Origin of the sequence: Arenibacter certesii DSM 19833 (assembly GCF_000429545.1) — a bacterium.
GTDB classification, from domain to species: Bacteria; Bacteroidota; Bacteroidia; order Flavobacteriales; family Flavobacteriaceae; genus Arenibacter; species Arenibacter certesii.
On the sequence record NZ_AUCB01000008.1, the window covers coordinates 95,532 to 112,670 of the forward strand.

At 36.9% G+C, this 17,139-nt stretch carries 13 protein-coding genes; 10 read left to right on the forward strand and 3 right to left on the reverse strand.

The features are described from left to right. The first annotated feature begins 11 nt into the window (after positions 1-11). The 3 genes from G466_RS0104925 (at position 12) to G466_RS0104935 (ending at position 5,934) form a co-directional block, all read left to right on the forward strand. A complete protein-coding gene (locus tag G466_RS0104925; protein WP_026812656.1) occupies positions 12-2,858 on the forward strand; it encodes a gluzincin family metallopeptidase in 2,847 nt (948 codons plus the stop codon). Between the two features lie 170 nt (positions 2,859-3,028). Then, on the forward strand, positions 3,029-5,440 hold the full coding sequence (locus G466_RS0104930) for an alpha-ketoacid dehydrogenase subunit alpha/beta (protein WP_026812657.1): 2,412 nt from the start codon (positions 3,029-3,031) through the stop codon (positions 5,438-5,440). 131 nt (positions 5,441-5,571) lie between these two features. Beyond that, positions 5,572-5,934, forward strand: a complete 363-nt coding sequence (locus tag G466_RS0104935; RefSeq protein ID WP_026812658.1) for a DoxX family protein — start codon at positions 5,572-5,574, stop codon at positions 5,932-5,934. Between the two features lie 9 nt (positions 5,935-5,943). Here the strand turns inward: G466_RS0104935 and holA are convergent, their stop codons facing one another. Then, on the reverse strand, positions 5,944-6,945 hold the full coding sequence (holA, locus tag G466_RS0104940) for a DNA polymerase III subunit delta (protein WP_026812659.1): 1,002 nt from the start codon (positions 6,943-6,945) through the stop codon (positions 5,944-5,946). Between the two features lie 26 nt (positions 6,946-6,971). Here holA and G466_RS0104945 point away from each other — a divergent pair, with 26 nt between their 5' ends. The 3 genes from G466_RS0104945 (at position 6,972) to G466_RS0104955 (ending at position 9,529) form a co-directional block, all read left to right on the forward strand. Beyond that, entirely contained in the window at positions 6,972-7,418 is a 447-nt protein-coding gene (locus tag G466_RS0104945) for a type I restriction enzyme HsdR N-terminal domain-containing protein (protein WP_026812660.1), read from the forward strand. 157 nt (positions 7,419-7,575) lie between these two features. Then, the gene (locus tag G466_RS0104950) at positions 7,576-8,580 is read left to right on the forward strand and encodes a glycosyltransferase family 2 protein (protein WP_026812661.1); all 1,005 of its coding nucleotides are present in this window, start codon (positions 7,576-7,578) and stop codon (positions 8,578-8,580) included. Positions 8,581-8,680: 100 nt separating this feature from the next. Then, entirely contained in the window at positions 8,681-9,529 is an 849-nt protein-coding gene (locus G466_RS0104955; protein ID WP_026812662.1) for an OmpA/MotB family protein, read from the forward strand. A gap of 248 nt (positions 9,530-9,777) precedes the next feature. Here the strand turns inward: G466_RS0104955 and G466_RS0104960 are convergent, their stop codons facing one another. Next, positions 9,778-10,398, reverse strand: a complete 621-nt coding sequence (locus G466_RS0104960) for an L-threonylcarbamoyladenylate synthase (protein ID WP_026812663.1) — start codon at positions 10,396-10,398, stop codon at positions 9,778-9,780. Positions 10,399-10,446: 48 nt separating this feature from the next. Here G466_RS0104960 and G466_RS0104965 point away from each other — a divergent pair, with 48 nt between their 5' ends. Next, positions 10,447-11,292 (forward strand): alpha/beta hydrolase, encoded by an 846-nt coding sequence (locus G466_RS0104965; RefSeq protein WP_026812664.1) that lies wholly within the window; start codon positions 10,447-10,449, stop codon positions 11,290-11,292. 41 nt (positions 11,293-11,333) lie between these two features. Here the strand turns inward: G466_RS0104965 and G466_RS0104970 are convergent, their stop codons facing one another. After that, a complete protein-coding gene (locus tag G466_RS0104970; RefSeq protein WP_026812665.1) occupies positions 11,334-13,655 on the reverse strand; it encodes an ATP-dependent helicase in 2,322 nt (773 codons plus the stop codon). Between the two features lie 328 nt (positions 13,656-13,983). Here G466_RS0104970 and G466_RS0104975 point away from each other — a divergent pair, with 328 nt between their 5' ends. The 3 genes from G466_RS0104975 to G466_RS0104985 all read left to right on the forward strand — a co-directional run bounded on the left by G466_RS0104975 (position 13,984) and on the right by G466_RS0104985 (position 16,965). Next, positions 13,984-15,258 (forward strand): amidohydrolase, encoded by a 1,275-nt coding sequence (locus tag G466_RS0104975; RefSeq protein ID WP_026812666.1) that lies wholly within the window; start codon positions 13,984-13,986, stop codon positions 15,256-15,258. Positions 15,259-15,484: 226 nt separating this feature from the next. Then, on the forward strand, positions 15,485-16,291 hold the full coding sequence (locus G466_RS0104980; RefSeq protein ID WP_026812667.1) for an OmpA family protein: 807 nt from the start codon (positions 15,485-15,487) through the stop codon (positions 16,289-16,291). A gap of 155 nt (positions 16,292-16,446) precedes the next feature. Further along, positions 16,447-16,965 (forward strand): DUF7935 family protein, encoded by a 519-nt coding sequence (locus G466_RS0104985; protein WP_026812668.1) that lies wholly within the window; start codon positions 16,447-16,449, stop codon positions 16,963-16,965. Positions 16,966-17,139: the final 174 nt, after the last annotated feature.

The window sequence follows — 17,139 nt, forward strand, 5'->3', positions numbered from 1 at the left end:
ATCCATTTTACTTGAAAAAATTGTTGAAAAACAACCTTTTTATCCTAACCCTAATCGTTTTGTTGTGGGCTAAACTTGGTTATTCCCAACACAGCAATAAGATTACTGCTGCATTGGATGAGGAATTAAAGGAAATTATTATCCAACAAGAACTCAAATATTACAATCAATCCCAGGACACCTTAAATAGTATATATTTTAATGATTGGGCCAATGCCTATGCCGACAAGAATACGGTATTGGCCAAAAGGTTTGCCGAGGAGTTTAAAAAAAGCCTACACCTGGCAACGGAGGAAGAACGGGGACATACTAAAATAATAAGCGCGGTAGATCACGAACAAAAAGGATTAGCTTGGAACTATAATTCTGGGCGAGACCTCGTTAAGATAGATCTTAACCATCCCTTGCCACCGAAGTCCGCTATTAAATTATTTATCACCTATAAGGTTAAACTACCTCCCAATAAGTTTACCCCCTATGGTTTTAGTAGCAATAGGGAATACTTTCTTAAAGACTGGTATTTAACTCCCGCAGTATATGATGGAGAGTGGCACTTGTATTCCAATAAAAATTTGGAAGATCTGTACACGGTAATTACCAATACTTCCATAGAATTCACTTTACCAAAGGATTTATACGTGGTTTCCAATTTTCACGAATCACAAAAGTCGATATTTGAAAATAAACAACAAATTACCCTGCTCGGATCAGATCAAAAAAGTGGGGAATTAATTATTAGTCCTAATAGACGTTTCACCAAACATATTACACCAGAGCTTACGGTAATTACAGATCTACAATCCATTAGATATGATGAAATATCCTCTGGAATTTCAATAAATAAAATTACTAAATTCCTGCAGGAAAGTTTAGGGGATTTTCCTCATCCACATTTGCTCGTTAGCGAATGGGACTATAATAAGGATCCTCTATATGGAATAAACCAATTACCGAAATTCATAAGGCCCTACGAGGAGCAGTTTCAGTTTGAAATGAAGTTTTTAAAAACTGCCCTAAACAGTCTTGTTAAGGAAACCATGTTCCTAAACCCAAGAAAAGAAAAATGGGTAACCGATGCCATCACAAATTATCTAATGATAAATTTTGTGATGAAACATTATCCGGATCAAAAACTACTGGGAAAACTATCGAACATTTGGGGTATACGTGGCTTTCACTTGGCAGAAATGAGTTTTAACGAGCAATATCCCTTACTGCATATGTTATCTGCTCGTAGAAATGTTGATCAAGCATTGACTACCCCCAATGATTCCTTGATCAAATTCAACCAAAAAATCGCAAACAGATATAAGGCTGGATTAGGTTTAGCCTATTTAGCAGATTATACAGGTAAAAGCAACGTAGATCAAAGTGTTAGGGAGTTTTATGAATTCTATAGACTGAAAGAGTCCACTGCAGCAGATTTTAAATTTATTGTAGTAGAAAACTCTGAAAAGGATATCAATTGGTTTTTTGACGAATATGTATCTACTACCAAGAAAATCGATTTTAAAATAACCAAGGTTCTTAAAACTCAGGATTCATTATCGGTAACTTTAAGAAACAAACAAGGCACAAATGTACCCATATCACTTTTTGGAATTAAGAATGATTCTGTAGTCTCTAAATATTGGTTCACCAATATTAAAGATGAAAAAACCTTCCATATCCCTAGAAAAAAGGAAGAGAGATTGGTGCTAAATTACGATCAGACGATTCCAGAATTTAACCAGCGAGATAATTGGAAATCACTCAATGGATTCTTTTCTAGCAATAAAAGGCTGAAATTTCAGTTCTTTAAGGACGCAGAGGATCCTTATTTTAATCAGGTTTTTTATGTTCCGGTACTCAATTTCAATAAATACGACGGACTATCCCCTGGAATACGCCTCCATAACAAAACCTTATTAGAGCGGCCTTTCGTTTTTGATTTTGCCCCTACCTATGCCCCCAATGAAAAAACTTTTGTTGGTTATGGAAATTTTAATTTCAGACAGTACCACGGAAAAAAAAGACTATACGTTACCAATTACTCACTTAGAGGATCTACCTCTCATTTTCAAAGAAATTCACGCTACACCACTATTAGCCCATCAATTGGATTTGGCTGGAGGCCAGACAACTTGTTATTAAACAAACGGAATTCATTGGTTTTTAGGTCTGTAAACGTATTTAGAACAATTGATAATACCTTAGAGAGTGCTGGTCTAGAGACAGATCCAGATTACAATGTCTTTAATGCAAAGTACACCCATACTACCAACAATATTTTAAATTATCTTTCTTGGTCTCTAGATGCGCAGCATTCCAATGTTTTTACAAAAGTGGCTTATGAATTGGAGTATCGTAAGCTTTTTCAAAACAACACCCAATTTAATATACGATTCTTCGCTGGAAAATTTATAAGCAACAAGACCCCGGGTGATAGCAACTTTTTCAGTTTTTCTTTGGATAGGCCTACAGATTATCTGTTTGATTACAATTACCTGGGTAGGTCTGAAGGGTCTGGAATTTATAGTCAGCAAATTATTGTGGCAGAAGGAGGATTTAAATCCAAATTTGAAAACCCGTTTGCCAATGACTGGATGGCCACTATAAACTCTAGTGTCAACGTATGGAGGTGGATAGAACTTTATGGTGATATTGGCTTGGTAAAGAACAGGGGGCTAAACGAACGGTTCGTATACGATTCTGGGGTACGGCTAAACCTCTTGACCGATTATTTTGAGCTGTACTTCCCAATCTACTCCAACAACGGTTGGGAAATATCCCAACCTCAGTACGACCAAAAAATTAGGTTTGTCATTACTTTTAGTCCTAGGACCCTAACCGGGTTATTTACGAGGAAATGGTTTTAAAACATTGCTATATTCTTAGAATATACCCTGTTTTTTGCTATATTAACAATATTTTATTTTTCAACACCCAAAACGTTAGGGAATTATTAAGTGATATCGTATTTTACAGGTTGCAAAAACCATAATGATTTGATACTTTTGCGTAAACCATAAATTCCGTTGATTCCGTAATGAATACAGATTCTGAAACAAGTAGCGACATTTCATTTGATGATTTTCAAATTCAAATTTTGAAGGATTACGAAATTGCAGTAACCAGTAGGGAGTGTAGTTTATTAGGGAGAAGGGAAGTTCTAACGGGAAAGGCAAAATTTGGAATTTTTGGTGATGGGAAGGAGCTGCCACAACTCGCTATGGCACGGTCCTTTATGGACGGGGATTTTAGAAGTGGCTATTACCGGGACCAAACCTTTATGATGGCTTTAGGCCTACTCACTCCCAAGCAATTTTTTCATGGTCTTTATGCCACTACCGATATCACCAAAGATATTATGAGTGCCGGCAGGCAAATGGGAGGGCATTTCACTACTTTCAGCTTAAATGAAGATGGTAGTTGGAAAAATCTTACCGAGCAAAAAAATAGTAGCGCGGACATCTCTTGTACAGCAGGGCAGATGCCCAGGCTTTTAGGCTTAGCACAAGCCTCTAAAATCTATAGAAACGTTAAAGGAATTGATAGTGAAAAGTTTTCTAAAAATGGTAACGAAGTTGCTTGGGGAACCATTGGAAACGCCAGTACAAGTGAAGGTGCGTTTTTTGAAACTATAAATGCTGCTGGAGTTCTCCAAGTACCGATGGTAATCAGTATTTGGGATGATGAATACGGTATATCCGTCCATGCCAAACACCAAACCACAAAAGAAGATATATCCAAAATATTAGCCGGTTTTCAACGGGACAAAAAGGATGCAGGATATGAAATTATTAAGGTTAAGGGATGGGATTATACAGCGCTGATACACGCTTATGAAAATGCCGCAGATATTGCGAGAGAACAGCACGTTCCTGTAATTATCCATGTTATAGAGCTAACCCAACCACAGGGACATTCCACCTCTGGTTCCCACGAAAGATATAAAAGCGAAGAGAGGTTAACATGGGAAAGGGATAACGATTGTAATAAACGGTTTCGAGAATGGATCCTTTCCAATAAAATTGCAACGGAAGAGGAATTAAAAAATATAGAGAAGAATATAAAAAGACTGGTACGAAGCGCACGGAAAGAAGCTTGGGAAGAATTTCTGTCTCCACATAGGGAGCATAAAAAAACATTGGTGAACCTACTAGATAATGTCGCCAATTCTAGCCCTAATAAAAATTTTATTGAAAAACTTAAGAATGACCTAATTGCTAAGGAGGACCCAATAAAAAAGGATCTAGCCTCTGCCGCAAGAAAATCTATGCGCTACCTATTGGGTGAAAACACCAAGGAAAAAGAAGCTTTGGCCAATTGGATAGACACTTTCATGGAGGAATCCCAATCTAAATTCAGTTCCTTCCTCTACAATGAACAAGAAAATAGCGCTCTATTTGTGCCTGAGGTAAAGGCCACTTACGACCAAGATGCTACTGCCGTTGATGGTAGGGTAATATTAAGGGATAATTTTGATCGATTATTTGAAAAGTATCCAGAAGCATTAATTTTTGGGGAAGATACAGGGGCCATTGGGGATGTTAACCAAGGACTAGAAGGTTTACAGAAAAAATATGGTGAACTAAGAGTCGCCGATACGGGGATTAGAGAAGCAACTATTATTGGCCAGGGTATAGGTATGGCTATGCGTGGACTACGTCCAATTGCCGAAATTCAATATTTAGATTATATTTTTTATGCCTTATATACCTTAACCGATGATCTGGCAACCTTATTATACAGGTCTGTAGGGAAACAACGCGCTCCATTAATCGTAAGGACCCGAGGCCATAGATTGGAAGGCATATGGCATTCCGGATCACAAATGGGTGGTTTAATTCATTTGTTACGAGGAATGTATATTTTAACCCCCAGAAATATGACTAAAGCAGCAGGCTTTTATAATACCTTAATGAAAGGAAATGAACCTGCTCTACTAATAGAAAGCTTAAACGGATATCGCCTTAAAGAGGAAAAACCAAACAATTTAGGCGAATTATGTACTCCAATAGGAGTTGTAGAAGTAATAAAGCCAGGAAAAGATATAACCCTTCTGTCTTATGGGTCTACCTTGCGAATTGTGATGAAGGTTGCCCAGGAACTTAAACAAGTAGGGATAGATGCAGAAGTAGTAGATGCGCAAAGCCTTCTGCCTTTCGATCTAAAACACGACGTTTTAAAGAGTATTAAAAAGACCAATCGACTTTTGATTATAGACGAGGATGTTCCTGGGGGTTGTTCTGCTTATCTAACTCACGAAATAATGGAAAAACAAGGTGCATATCAGTATTTGGATAGCGCCCCGCAAACTTTGACCGCTAAACCACATAGGCCAGCTTACGCTACAGATGGGGATTATTTTTCCAAACCCAATGCAGAAGATATGTTTGAAAAAGTCTACTCTATAATGCGAGAATCCAATCCCGATGAATTTCCAAAATTAAGATGAGGTGAATTAATCTAAATAGGGATAATTTCCCTGTAAGTACTAAATTATATCAAAAAAAAACATCTGCTTTTTATAATCAATTAGTTATTTTTAGCAACTAAAAATAATAAATAATCCAAATACACCCCCTAATGAAAGATTTTGGCTTACTGCTTTTACGAGTTGGTTTTTCTGCATTAATGCTTACCCACGGAATTCCAAAGTTTTTAAAACTAATACAAGGTAATTTTGAGTTTGGCGACCCTTTCGGAATTGGAGCAGCTCCCTCCCTATTTTTAGCCGTTATTGGAGAGGCAATATGTCCTATTTTGGTTATCATAGGCATAAAGACCCGTTGGGCCTCTATACCAGTTATCATCACCATGTTAGTAGCTGCATTTTTGATTCACGCCAATGATCCATTTTCAGTTAAGGAAAAGGCACTTTTATTTCTGATTGGTTTCACCAGTATATTATTGTTGGGACCTGGCAAATTTAGTCTGGACAAAAAATAGTGGAAATGGCTATCGGAATAGCTTCACCACCAATTCCTTCAATAGGTCTTGGTGGGAAATACTAGCACCCACCCCCTTACCTTTTAAATCCAACTCCCTGAGCTCCGATATAATTTCGCTAACCCGTCTCATAGGATAATTTCTCGCGGCGATCTGGATCTCTTCAACAAAAAAGGGTCTTATTCCCAAGGCACTAGATACGTTTTTAGGCGAATGATCTTTTAAACCGTGGTAGTTTAACAACTGATTAAAAAAGGAATAGAGTAAGGTAACTGTCAATACAAAGGGATTGTCTTTGGGATTCTGAGCAAAATAGTTAACTATTCTTGTAGCTTTCACTACATCTCTTTCCCCAATAGCCTTTTTCAACTCAAAATTATTATAGTCTTTACTAATTCCTATATTTTCTTCGATAGCTTCTGGTGTAATTTGCGTACCCTTAGGCACTACAAGACATAGTTTTTCTAGTTCTTTGTCTATTTTTCCCAAATCCGTACCCAAGAATTCAACCAGAAGATTGGCTGCCTTAAAGGTGATATCGTACCCCCTAGATTTTAGCACAGTTCTAATCCAATCTGCTACCTTATTTTCATAAAGCTTTTTACTTTCAAATATAATCCCAGTTTTATTGATAGCCTTGTACAACTTCTTGCGTTTATCAAGCTTATTGTACTTATAACAAATCACCAAAACAGTAGATGGTTGCGGGTTTAATGCATAGGAAACTAAATTTTCAATAGTTCGGGACAAATGCTGAGCCTCCTTTATAATTACTACTTGTCTTTCGGCCATCATAGGATATCTCTTAGCATTCCCTACAATATCATCTACACCTATATCCTTTCCATAAAGAATCACTTGATTAAAACCACGCTCCTCTTCGGTAAGCACATTTTTTTCTATAAACTCCGAAATTTTGTCGATATAAAAAGGTTCTTCTCCGGTCAGGAAATATATTGGTGCTATATTTCCTTTTTTTATATTGCCTACAATTTGTTTTACCTCGTCCATTTAAAAAAATTCGTCAACTTTGCATCATGGAGCCATTAAACTTTCCATCATATCCGTTTCGCTTCAAAAATAGGGAAAATAAACTCTATATTTTTGATGTAATCCGCAAAAAGTTCGTGGTCTTACAACCAGAAGAATGGGTGCGTCAACACGTAGTGCATTATTTACTAAACGACAAAAATTACCCGCTAAGTCATATCAATGTAGAAAAGCAACTCTTAGTCAACAATTTAAAAAAAAGATATGATGTGGTGGTCTATCGCCCCGATGGTGAAATTCTATTATTAGTAGAGTGTAAATCACCCCAAATTAATATATCACAAGATGTTTTTGATCAAATAGCCAGATACAACCTTCAACTAAAAGCAAATTATCTAATGGTGACTAACGGTCAGAATCATTACTATTGCAAAATGGATTTAGAAGAGGAGATGTACACCTTTCTCAAAACGATCCCCAAGTACGGCCCATAAACAATCAAGAAATTTTATTTTTTTTAATTTAACTAATAGTTACGTTAGCGAAAGGTGCGCAAAATAGAATCTCGCTAAAAAATATTCACTTACTTTGCCACGTTAATTTATCCTTTACAAATCCTTAAAAATCCCATAACATACTGGGAATTATTAAATGTTAAAAATTGCAGTTGTAATACTAAATTGGAATGGGGAAGCACTTTTAGAAAAGTTTCTACCATCGGTAACCGCTTACTCCAAGGAGTCCGAAATTTACGTGGCGGATAATGCTTCCACTGATACTTCTATAGAGTTCTTAAGAAAACACTATCCAGAGATTAAAATCATTCGCAATAACAGCAATGGCGGATATGCCAAGGGGTATAACGAGGCCTTAGCTCATATCAAGGCTGACGTGTATTGTTTATTAAATTCAGACGTTGCAGTTACCAAGGATTGGCTAGTGCCCATTACCAATGAATTTTTAAACAATCCGAAGGCTGCTATCATTCAGCCCAAAATATTGGATTATAAGAAAAAGACCCATTTTGAGTATGCTGGAGCCGCAGGTGGATTTATTGATAAATTTGGATATCCCTTTTGCAGAGGTCGCATTTTTCAAGAACTAGAGCAGGACAATGGTCAGTACAATGATACCTCAGAAATTTTTTGGGCAAGTGGAGCCTGTATGTTTATAAGAAGTAATGTTTTTCAAGAACTACAGGGTTTTGATGAAGATTATTTTGCCCATCAAGAGGAAATAGATCTTTGTTGGAGAGCTAAAAACAAGGGGTATGCTGTATATTATGTGGGAAGCTCTGAAATATTCCATTTAGGAGGTGCTACTTTAAGTAATATGGACCCCAAAAAAACCTTTTTCAACTTTAGAAACTCCTTGTTTTCTATCCTAAAAAACCTCCCTCCCAAGAAAAGTTTTCCTATAATTTTTTTACGATTCCTATTGGACGGAATAGCAGGGATTCGATTTGTACTGCAAGCAAAACCTCAGCACTGCTGGGCTATTGTACGCGCGCATTTCAGTTTTTACAAGCACTGTAATACGATGTATAAAAAACGAGAACGTCATAATTTTACTATGGAATATTATAGCACTTATTCTATAGTATGGTCCCATTTTTTCAAGCACATTAATTTTTTTAACATTTTAATAAAAGATTAACTATCTTAGCCCTTAAAATGTGAACATTTTATATATTTTTGGTTCCGTGCTAAAACATCTTTTGAAAGTATCAAAAACATTATTAATTATTAGAATAACTATGAAGAAAATTATTTTAGGCTGTTTAGGAGCAACACTTTTATTGTCCTCCTGTGTATCACAAAAAAAGTATGCTAACCTAGAAGCCAAGGCTAAAGAAACTCAAGATTTACTGAATTCTGCAACTGTTAAGTTAAATACATGTTTAGAGGACAAAGCTGCAGCAATGTCCAAAATGCAGACTTTAGAAGATCAAAACGCATTTTTAAAGGCAAACAATCAAGATTTAATCAACAACATGGGTAACCTTACTACATTAACTAGTAAAGGAGCTGATAATTTAGAGAAATCTTTAGAGAGTCTTAGAGAAAAAGATCTTACTATTAGAAAACTTAATGACGCACTTACAAGAAGAGATTCTGTTAACCTTTCTTTAGTTCAAAGTTTAAAAGGGGTGCTTGGAAACTTGGATGATGAGGATATCGAAATTAGTGTAGAAAAAGGTGTTGTTTTTGTTTCTATTTCTGATAAATTACTATTTAGAAGTGGCAGTTATACTGTTACTAACAAGGCTAAGGATATTTTAGGAAAAGTTGCCCAAGTAGTGAACAACAAGCCAGATTTCGAATTTATGGTTGAAGGTCATACCGATCCTGTTCCATACAGAAGCGGTGTATTATTGGATAACTGGGATTTAAGTGTTAAGCGCGCTACCTCTGTTGTTCGTATCTTACAGAATGATTACAAGGTAGATCCTACTCGTATGACTGCTGCAGGAAGATCTCAGTACATCCCTGTATCTGATACGGATAAAGCTAAGAACAGAAGAACTCGTATTGTAGTACTTCCAAAAATTGATCAGTTCTACAGTATGATCGAAGAAGGAATGAAAGATCCTGCAATCAACTAAGGAGTACTTCCTATAAAATATAAATTAAAAAGCGACCAAATGGTCGCTTTTTTTATGCCTTGTTTAAATATAATTTCTTTAAAATGAAGTCTAACAACCATTAGTTTTTTGCCTTCAGCTGGTTTGATATGAATAATACAAATTTTATTAGGACCACTTCTACATCTCCTATAAATTCAAAAACCAGATGTAACGATGATATATTCGATAATTCTTTAGTGTATCCCTAGGTTTACAGACTGTTTAAGTTAAAACACATCTATGTCTCCTTTGCCTTCCCTAACAATTATGGGTTCGTCTTCGGACATATCTATTACTGTAGAGGCAACATTGTCACCGTAGCCACCGTCTATAACAATATCTACCAGATTCTTCCATTTTTCGTAAATCAATTCTGGATCAGTAGTATATTCTATTAACGTATCCTCATCCCTAATAGAGGTAGATACTATAGGGTTTCCCAATGCCTCTACCAAAGTCCTGGCAATAGAATTATCTGGAACTCTTATCCCGACGGTTTTCTTGTTTTTAAACGCTTTTGGCAGGTTATTGTTCCCTGGAAGTATAAAGGTATAGGGACCAGGCAAAGCTCTCTTAAGAACCTTAAAAGTGGCCGTATCTATCTGTCGCACATAGTCAGACAAATTACTTAAGTCCGCACAGATAAAGGACCAATTTGCCTTGGCTAATTTTATTCCCTTAATCCGAGCAAGCTTTTCCAAGGCTTTCGTATTGGTAATATCACAACCCAAACCATACACCGTATCCGTAGGGTATATGATTAATCCGCCTTTGCGCAGAACATTGACTACCTTATTAATTTCTCTAGGATTAGGGTTCTCTGGATAAATTTTAATAAATTCAGACATATTAAATGTTCAAAATAAACGTTATGAATAATAAGAAATCAAAGTATTATGCGTAAAATACCGTTTATCCTTATTCTAAGCTTCCTTTTAAGCATTTCTACATCTTGTTCAAAAGATAATGATGATACGGATACAAGTCCGCTGGAAGCAAAAAGCATGCTGAATGTGGAATACGGTTCCTCCTCACATCAAAAATATGACATTTATCTTCCAAAAAATAGAACTAAAGACACTAAAGTGTTGATTTTGATCCATGGAGGGGGATGGAACGCTGGTGACAAGTCCGAAATGGATGCATTTAAAGATTTTATTAGAGAACAATTGCCTGAAATTGCGGTGGTGAATATGAACTATAGATTGGCCGATATGAACCATCCTCCATATCCCATGCAAATAAATGATATAGATAACGTAGTCAACGAATTACGAAAAAAAGCAAAAGAATTTCATATCTCCACTGAAATAGGATTTATTGGCGCCAGTGCAGGGGCACATCTATCCCTTTTATGGAGCTACGCCCATGATACCCAAAAACAAGTAAAGATGGTATGTAGCATAGTAGGCCCCACTAATTTTTTAGACAAGGCCTATCTAAACACCACTAATCAAGATTTAAGGGGTCTTTTAGATCAGTTTGGGAATAGTTCAGAGTTATTGAAAGAGGCAAGTCCATTATACCAATTAACGTCCAATGCCCCGCCTACCATACTGTTTTATGGAGCTAAAGATCCATTAATTCCCATTTCGCAGGGAATAGATTTAAGAGACAAATTAATGGAATTAAATGTAAAACACCAATTTACCCTATACCCTGAAGGTGGTCATGGGTGGGTTGGAATAGACCTCATGGACACCTCCCTAAAATTAAAGGCTTTTATACAAGAAAACCTATAGACGCCTACATCGGGAAATAAATTTTCTAATTTCATAATAACCTAAAGCACCTCCAATTTAGCAAAGCGGAGCAATAGTTTCTTTACATCCCCTTTATCAAATTTTATTTCTGCTTTTTTATCATCGCCTACCCCTTCTATTTTAATCACTTGCCCTCTACCAAATCTGGTGTGATTTACCATAACCCCTTCTGCAAGATCTGGATTTATAGTATTGGTATTACCCACGGGAACGCCCAATTCTGGTTTCAACTTGCGTAGCTTACGCAGTTGACTTTCCTTAGGAGAATTTACACTTGGCGGATTTCCTTTTACTGGTTTTACCTGTCGCAGCCTACTTTTATCCACGTCGCCAAAAATATCTACGTCAATTAGTGGTGTATATCTATGACTTTTTATGGGAGTTAAATTCTCCACATATTTCTCATCTATTTCTTCTATAAATCTACTCGGTTCCGCGTCTATCAATTTCCCCCATCGATACCTGTTCTGAGTAAAAGTGAGGTACGCTTGCTTTTCAGCTCTTGTAAGGGCAACATAAAATAATCTTCTCTCTTCTTCCAATTCACTTCTGGTACTCATACTCATGGCTGATGGAAATAAATCTTCTTCCATTCCCACAATATATACGTAAGGGAATTCTAATCCCTTTGCCAAGTGAATAGTCATTAATGCAACTCGATCATCATCTCCTGTATCTTTATCCAAATCCGTCGCTAAAGCTACATCTTCCAAAAATTCCCCAATATCCCCTTTGGCATCTGCAATCTCCTTTTGGCCTTCTACAAAGTCCTTTATCCCGTTCAGCAGTTCTTCAATATTCTCCATTTTGCCAATTCCCTCTGGCGTACCGTCCTTTTTAAACTCTAATAACAGGCCGGTTTTTTTGGCAACATGTTCGGACAGTTCAAAAGCATCTGCGCTTTCGTTCATAATCTGAAAACTTTTGACCATGTTTACAAAATCGCTCAATTTCCTTTTAGTACCTGCATTAATTTTAAGGTCTATACGATCTAGGTTCTCTATAACCTCAAATATTGATCGGTTATAGTGGTTGGCAGCCACGGTTAGTTTATCCATGGTGCTCTGCCCAATTCCTCTTGCCGGAAAGTTTATAACACGTTTTATTGCCTCCTCGTCCTTCGGATTGATAACTAACCTAAGATAAGAAAGTACATCCTTAATCTCCTTGCGTTGATAGAAAGAGAGTCCACCATAAATCCGATACGGTATATCTCTTTTACGTAATGCGTCCTCAATTGCCCTAGATTGGGAGTTGGTTCTATAAAGAACAGCAAAGTTTCCATTGGGCAATTGCTCTTGCATTTTATGCTCAAAAATAGAACCAGCTACAAACCTGCCCTCTTCAGCATCGGTGGGACTCTGATGCACCTTAATCAACGGTCCATCGTCATTGCTGGTCCAAACCACTTTTTCTAGCTGATTTTTATTATTAGCGATTATGGAGTTGGCCGCATTTACAATATTTTTAGTGGACCTGTAGTTCTGTTCCAAACGGTACATACCCACATTGTCATAATCTTTTTGGAAATTCAGAATATTACTAATATTAGCACCTCTAAAAGAATAGATACTCTGAGCATCATCCCCTACCACACATATATTTTGAAATCTATCGGACAAAGCCTTAATAATCAAATACTGAGAATGGTTGGTATCTTGGTACTCATCCACCAAAATATATCGAAACCTATCTTGATATTTTGCCAATACTTCAGGAAACCTCGTAAGCAACTCATTGGTACGCAAAAGTAAATCATCAAAATCCATTGCTCCTGCCTTAAAGCAGCGATCTACGTAATTCTGATAAATCTCTCCCATTCGGGGTCTTTTCGCCATAGCATCGGCTTCTAAAAGATCAGGGTTATTATAGTATGCTTTTACTGTAATCAGACTGTTTTTATAGGAAGAAATCCTATTCTGCACCTGTTTGTATTTATAGATATCCTTATCAAGCCCCATCTCCTTTATGATTGCTGAAATAAGACGTTGAGAGTCCTGGGTATCGTAAATAGTGAAATTACTAGGGAATCCCAATTTATCTCCGTCAAAGCGTAATAGCTTGGCAAAAACAGAATGGAAGGTTCCCATCATTAAATTTTTGGACTCTGACGTACCCACGATTTGGGAAATACGACTCTTCATTTCCCGAGCAGCCTTATTGGTAAAGGTAAGTGACAAAATATTAAAGGCATCTACCCCCTGGTTCATAAGGTAAGCGATACGATAGGTAAGTACCCTAGTCTTTCCCGAACCAGCTCCGGCAATCACCATTAATGGGCCGTCCTTATGAAGGACGGGGGCTCTTTGAGCCTCATTCAACTCATTTAAATATTTCTCCAACTGTCTATTAGATTTAATCCTTTAGGAGCGGTGAATTTAGCCATAAATAGCCTTATCCAAAAATGGAATGTTCATTAATTATGAACATCACTTTTAAAAGCTATCCCTAATTTCAATATATTTATAAAACAATTTAGATGTATAATTCTCCACATTAACCCCATTTTAAAAATTACAGCATGTAAAGAGTTTTAAAAAACCTAGCCATTCGATTATTGGAAGTTAAAGGATGGCGTTGTTATAAATCCGAATTTCTAGGATTATTTATCTATGTTTTTCTTTGCTGATAAGGTATAAGTAAATAATCGATTTTAAAGAACAAATTTATATGAAGCATTATTTGATCGCCACCGTATTTCTCTACAGTTTTTGTATGACCGCCCAAAAATATAATTTAGAAAAAGATTACAAAGGAATTGAACAGAAGGTGATTGATTGGAGGCGTGATATTCACCAAAACCCAGAGCTCTCCAATAGAGAGTTTAAAACTGCAGAAAAAATTGCCACCCATCTTCGATCCTTAGGAGTAGCGATACAAACAGAAGTAGCTAAAACTGGCGTTGTTGGAGTGCTCAAAGGAAATAAACCCGGAAAAGTAATCGCCTTACGCGCCGATATTGATGCCCTTCCTGTGGTAGAACGAAACGATCTTCCATATAAGTCAACTGTAGTCTCCGAGTTTTTAGGACAAGAGGTAGGCGTTATGCATGCTTGCGGACACGATACCCATACTGCTATCTTAATGGGTGTAGCGGAGATTCTGTCCAAGAATAAGGACAAGATTAAAGGCACTGTAAAGTTCATTTTTCAACCCGCAGAGGAAGGTCCTCCACCAGGAGAAGAAGGTGGTGCCTTATTGATGGTGAAAGAGGGTGTACTTAAAAATCCAGATGTTGACGCCATATTTGGATTGCACATTAATTCCCAGACCCCAGTTGGAGTTATCCGATATAAATCTGGAGGCACTATGGCCGCCGCTCAAAGCTTTGAGATTAATGTGAAAGGCAAACAAAGTCATGGTTCCCAACCTTGGGCGGGAATAGATCCCATATTGATAAGTGCCAAGATAATTGATGGATTACAGACCATTATAAGTAGGGAAGCAGAACTTACAAATGAGGCTGCTGTTATAACCGTAGGTAAAATTAACTCAGGGGTAAGATTTAATATTATCCCCGAAACTGCCGAAATGATAGGCACTATCAGAACATTGGATTACGATATGAAAGAGCTAATAAATCGCAGAATGAAGGAAATGGTCCCTGCAATTGCTAAGGCTTATGGTGGAGAAGCTACCATAGAAATTAAAGAAGCCACGGAAATTACCTATAATGACCCTGACTTGGTGAATATAATGCTCCCCACCCTTAATAGGGTAGCTGGCAACACCAACGTACAAACTCAAAAAGCGGTAACTGGAGCCGAAGATTTCTCCTACTATCAGAAAGAAGTGCCAGGTTTCTTTTTCTTTTTGGGTGGTATGACGCCCGGATCAAAAGAATCCTTTCCCCACCACACCCCCGATTTTATGATAGATGACAGTGGTTTGCTACTTGGCGTAAGGGCTATGACAGAAATGAGTTTGGACTTTTTGAATCAATAATAAATTTCAGATTAATCCATAATTAAAAAAGAGGCAAGGATACCGAAAGTAAGTTTCTTTTTCCTTTTGATCCCTATAGCTCCCAGAGTTCATTAATCAACCAACTTAACTACCCTAATGGAAACTAGGAGCATCGATACTATTTCTAGTTTTAAATTAACCCTTATAATTAAAGTATTTGGTTAAATTTGCTCTTTTCAATAAAAAAATAAATTTTATATTATATATGAAAAAGAATATAGTTACAGCCGTAGTCTTATTGCTTACGATTACAATTACACAGGCCCAAAACAGAAGGGAGTTAATACAGGAAGTAGAAGATCTTGAATTGCGTTTGCGCGAAGCCGAAAATGCATTGTCCGAAGCTAGGCGTCAAGAAAGGATTAATTTTGCTAAAGCAGCTTCATACGAAGCGCAAGTAGAGGAATTAAAATCTACCAATAATAGTCTCTTGCAAAACTTAAACAATTTCACAGAAGCCTCTACCAGACGATCTGAAAACATTAACAGCACTTTGACTAGTCTACGGGAAAAAGAAGGGCAATTGAGTACGATAAAAGATGCCTTAACGAGTAGGGACTCCATAAACTTGGCTGTTTTTACCTTATTCAAACAAACTTTAGGCCCAGATCCTAAAATTACCATGAGCAAAGGTGCCATTACAGTAAGTTTAGATAATGATTTCCTTTTTGGAGGTCAATCTAAAAGTGGAAAGGTATCTCCTTCGGCAGAGACTATAATAAGTAAGATTGGTAATATATTAAAAGCGAATCCTACCATGGATATAGAAGTTGTTACCAACAGTAATTTAGTTAATTCAGATGGAAAGAAAAACAACAACTGGCAGATAGCTACCCAGCAGGCTGCTACAGTTGCATACGTTTTGGAAGACAAATACGAAGTAGAACCTAAGAGAATCCGGGCAACCGGCAAATCAGAACTAGGACTGTATAGCATTGAAACCGCCACAGAAATCATCGTTCAACCAAAATTTTATGAGTTCTATCAAATGGTAAAAGATACCATGAAATAGGTAATAACCTTATTTCAAAGAATTTCAGAAGACATTAAATTCCTGAAAGCACAACTAAGAATCAAAATTATGGCCCGCAAATTATTTGAGTGGGCCATAATTTTTTAGAGATTAACCCGTTTAATCAACTACAAACCAAAAACACTTAAATAATTATGAACGAAGTTGATATTTTGCAACTCTTTGCGTATCTCTTACCAGCTGTGGTGACAGGCGTAGTAGCATTTTACTTTTTTAGACTACATACCAAAAATGAAGACGGCAGAAGAAGATACTTATTACATAAAGATTCACAAACCAAAACACTTCCCATACGCTTACAGGCCTACGAAAGAATGGCTTTGTTCCTAGAAAGAATCTCCATTCCAAGTTTAGTAGTACGTGTTTCCCCAACCTCCAACAACAAGAACGATTATGAAAACTTATTGATTAAGAGCATAGAAAACGAATTTGATCATAATCTTTCCCAACAGATATACATGACCGATGAATGTTGGAACATTATAAAAGCTGCCAAAAGCGCTACTATTCAGATTATTCGCAAAGCAGGTATGAGCGAATCTGATACTGCCGATAAATTTAGAGAGGATATTTTAAATGCTAGCATGGACAAGGCTTCACCCTCTGCTACTGCACTTTCCTATGTAAAAAAGGAAATTAGTGATCTATGGTAGACTTACTTATTGGTACGAGCATACTAAAATTAGAATATAACTTGACTTATATCTAAATCAATTGAGCAGATGAGAAGAAGTAGAATTAAGTGAGCATAGTTCTTCTAGCACACTTTTACGATATCGCTACAGGAGAATGAACAGCAGCATTAAACCCCTTAGCTATACAAGTGC

Coding starts and splice junctions, on each gene's coding strand:
- G466_RS0104930 (WP_026812657.1), top strand. CDS start 3,029: ATGAATACAGATTCTGAAACAAGTAGCGACATTTCATTTGATGATTTT.
- G466_RS0104935 (WP_026812658.1), top strand. CDS start 5,572: ATGAAAGATTTTGGCTTACTGCTTTTACGAGTTGGTTTTTCTGCATTA.
- holA (WP_026812659.1), bottom strand. CDS start 6,945: ATGGACGAGGTAAAACAAATTGTAGGCAATATAAAAAAAGGAAATATA.
- G466_RS0104945 (WP_026812660.1), top strand. CDS start 6,972: ATGGAGCCATTAAACTTTCCATCATATCCGTTTCGCTTCAAAAATAGG.
- G466_RS0104950 (WP_026812661.1), top strand. CDS start 7,576: ATGTTAAAAATTGCAGTTGTAATACTAAATTGGAATGGGGAAGCACTT.
- G466_RS0104955 (WP_026812662.1), top strand. CDS start 8,681: ATGAAGAAAATTATTTTAGGCTGTTTAGGAGCAACACTTTTATTGTCC.
- G466_RS0104960 (WP_026812663.1), bottom strand. CDS start 10,398: ATGTCTGAATTTATTAAAATTTATCCAGAGAACCCTAATCCTAGAGAA.
- G466_RS0104965 (WP_026812664.1), top strand. CDS start 10,447: ATGCGTAAAATACCGTTTATCCTTATTCTAAGCTTCCTTTTAAGCATT.
- G466_RS0104975 (WP_026812666.1), top strand. CDS start 13,984: ATGAAGCATTATTTGATCGCCACCGTATTTCTCTACAGTTTTTGTATG.
- G466_RS0104980 (WP_026812667.1), top strand. CDS start 15,485: ATGAAAAAGAATATAGTTACAGCCGTAGTCTTATTGCTTACGATTACA.
- G466_RS0104985 (WP_026812668.1), top strand. CDS start 16,447: ATGAACGAAGTTGATATTTTGCAACTCTTTGCGTATCTCTTACCAGCT.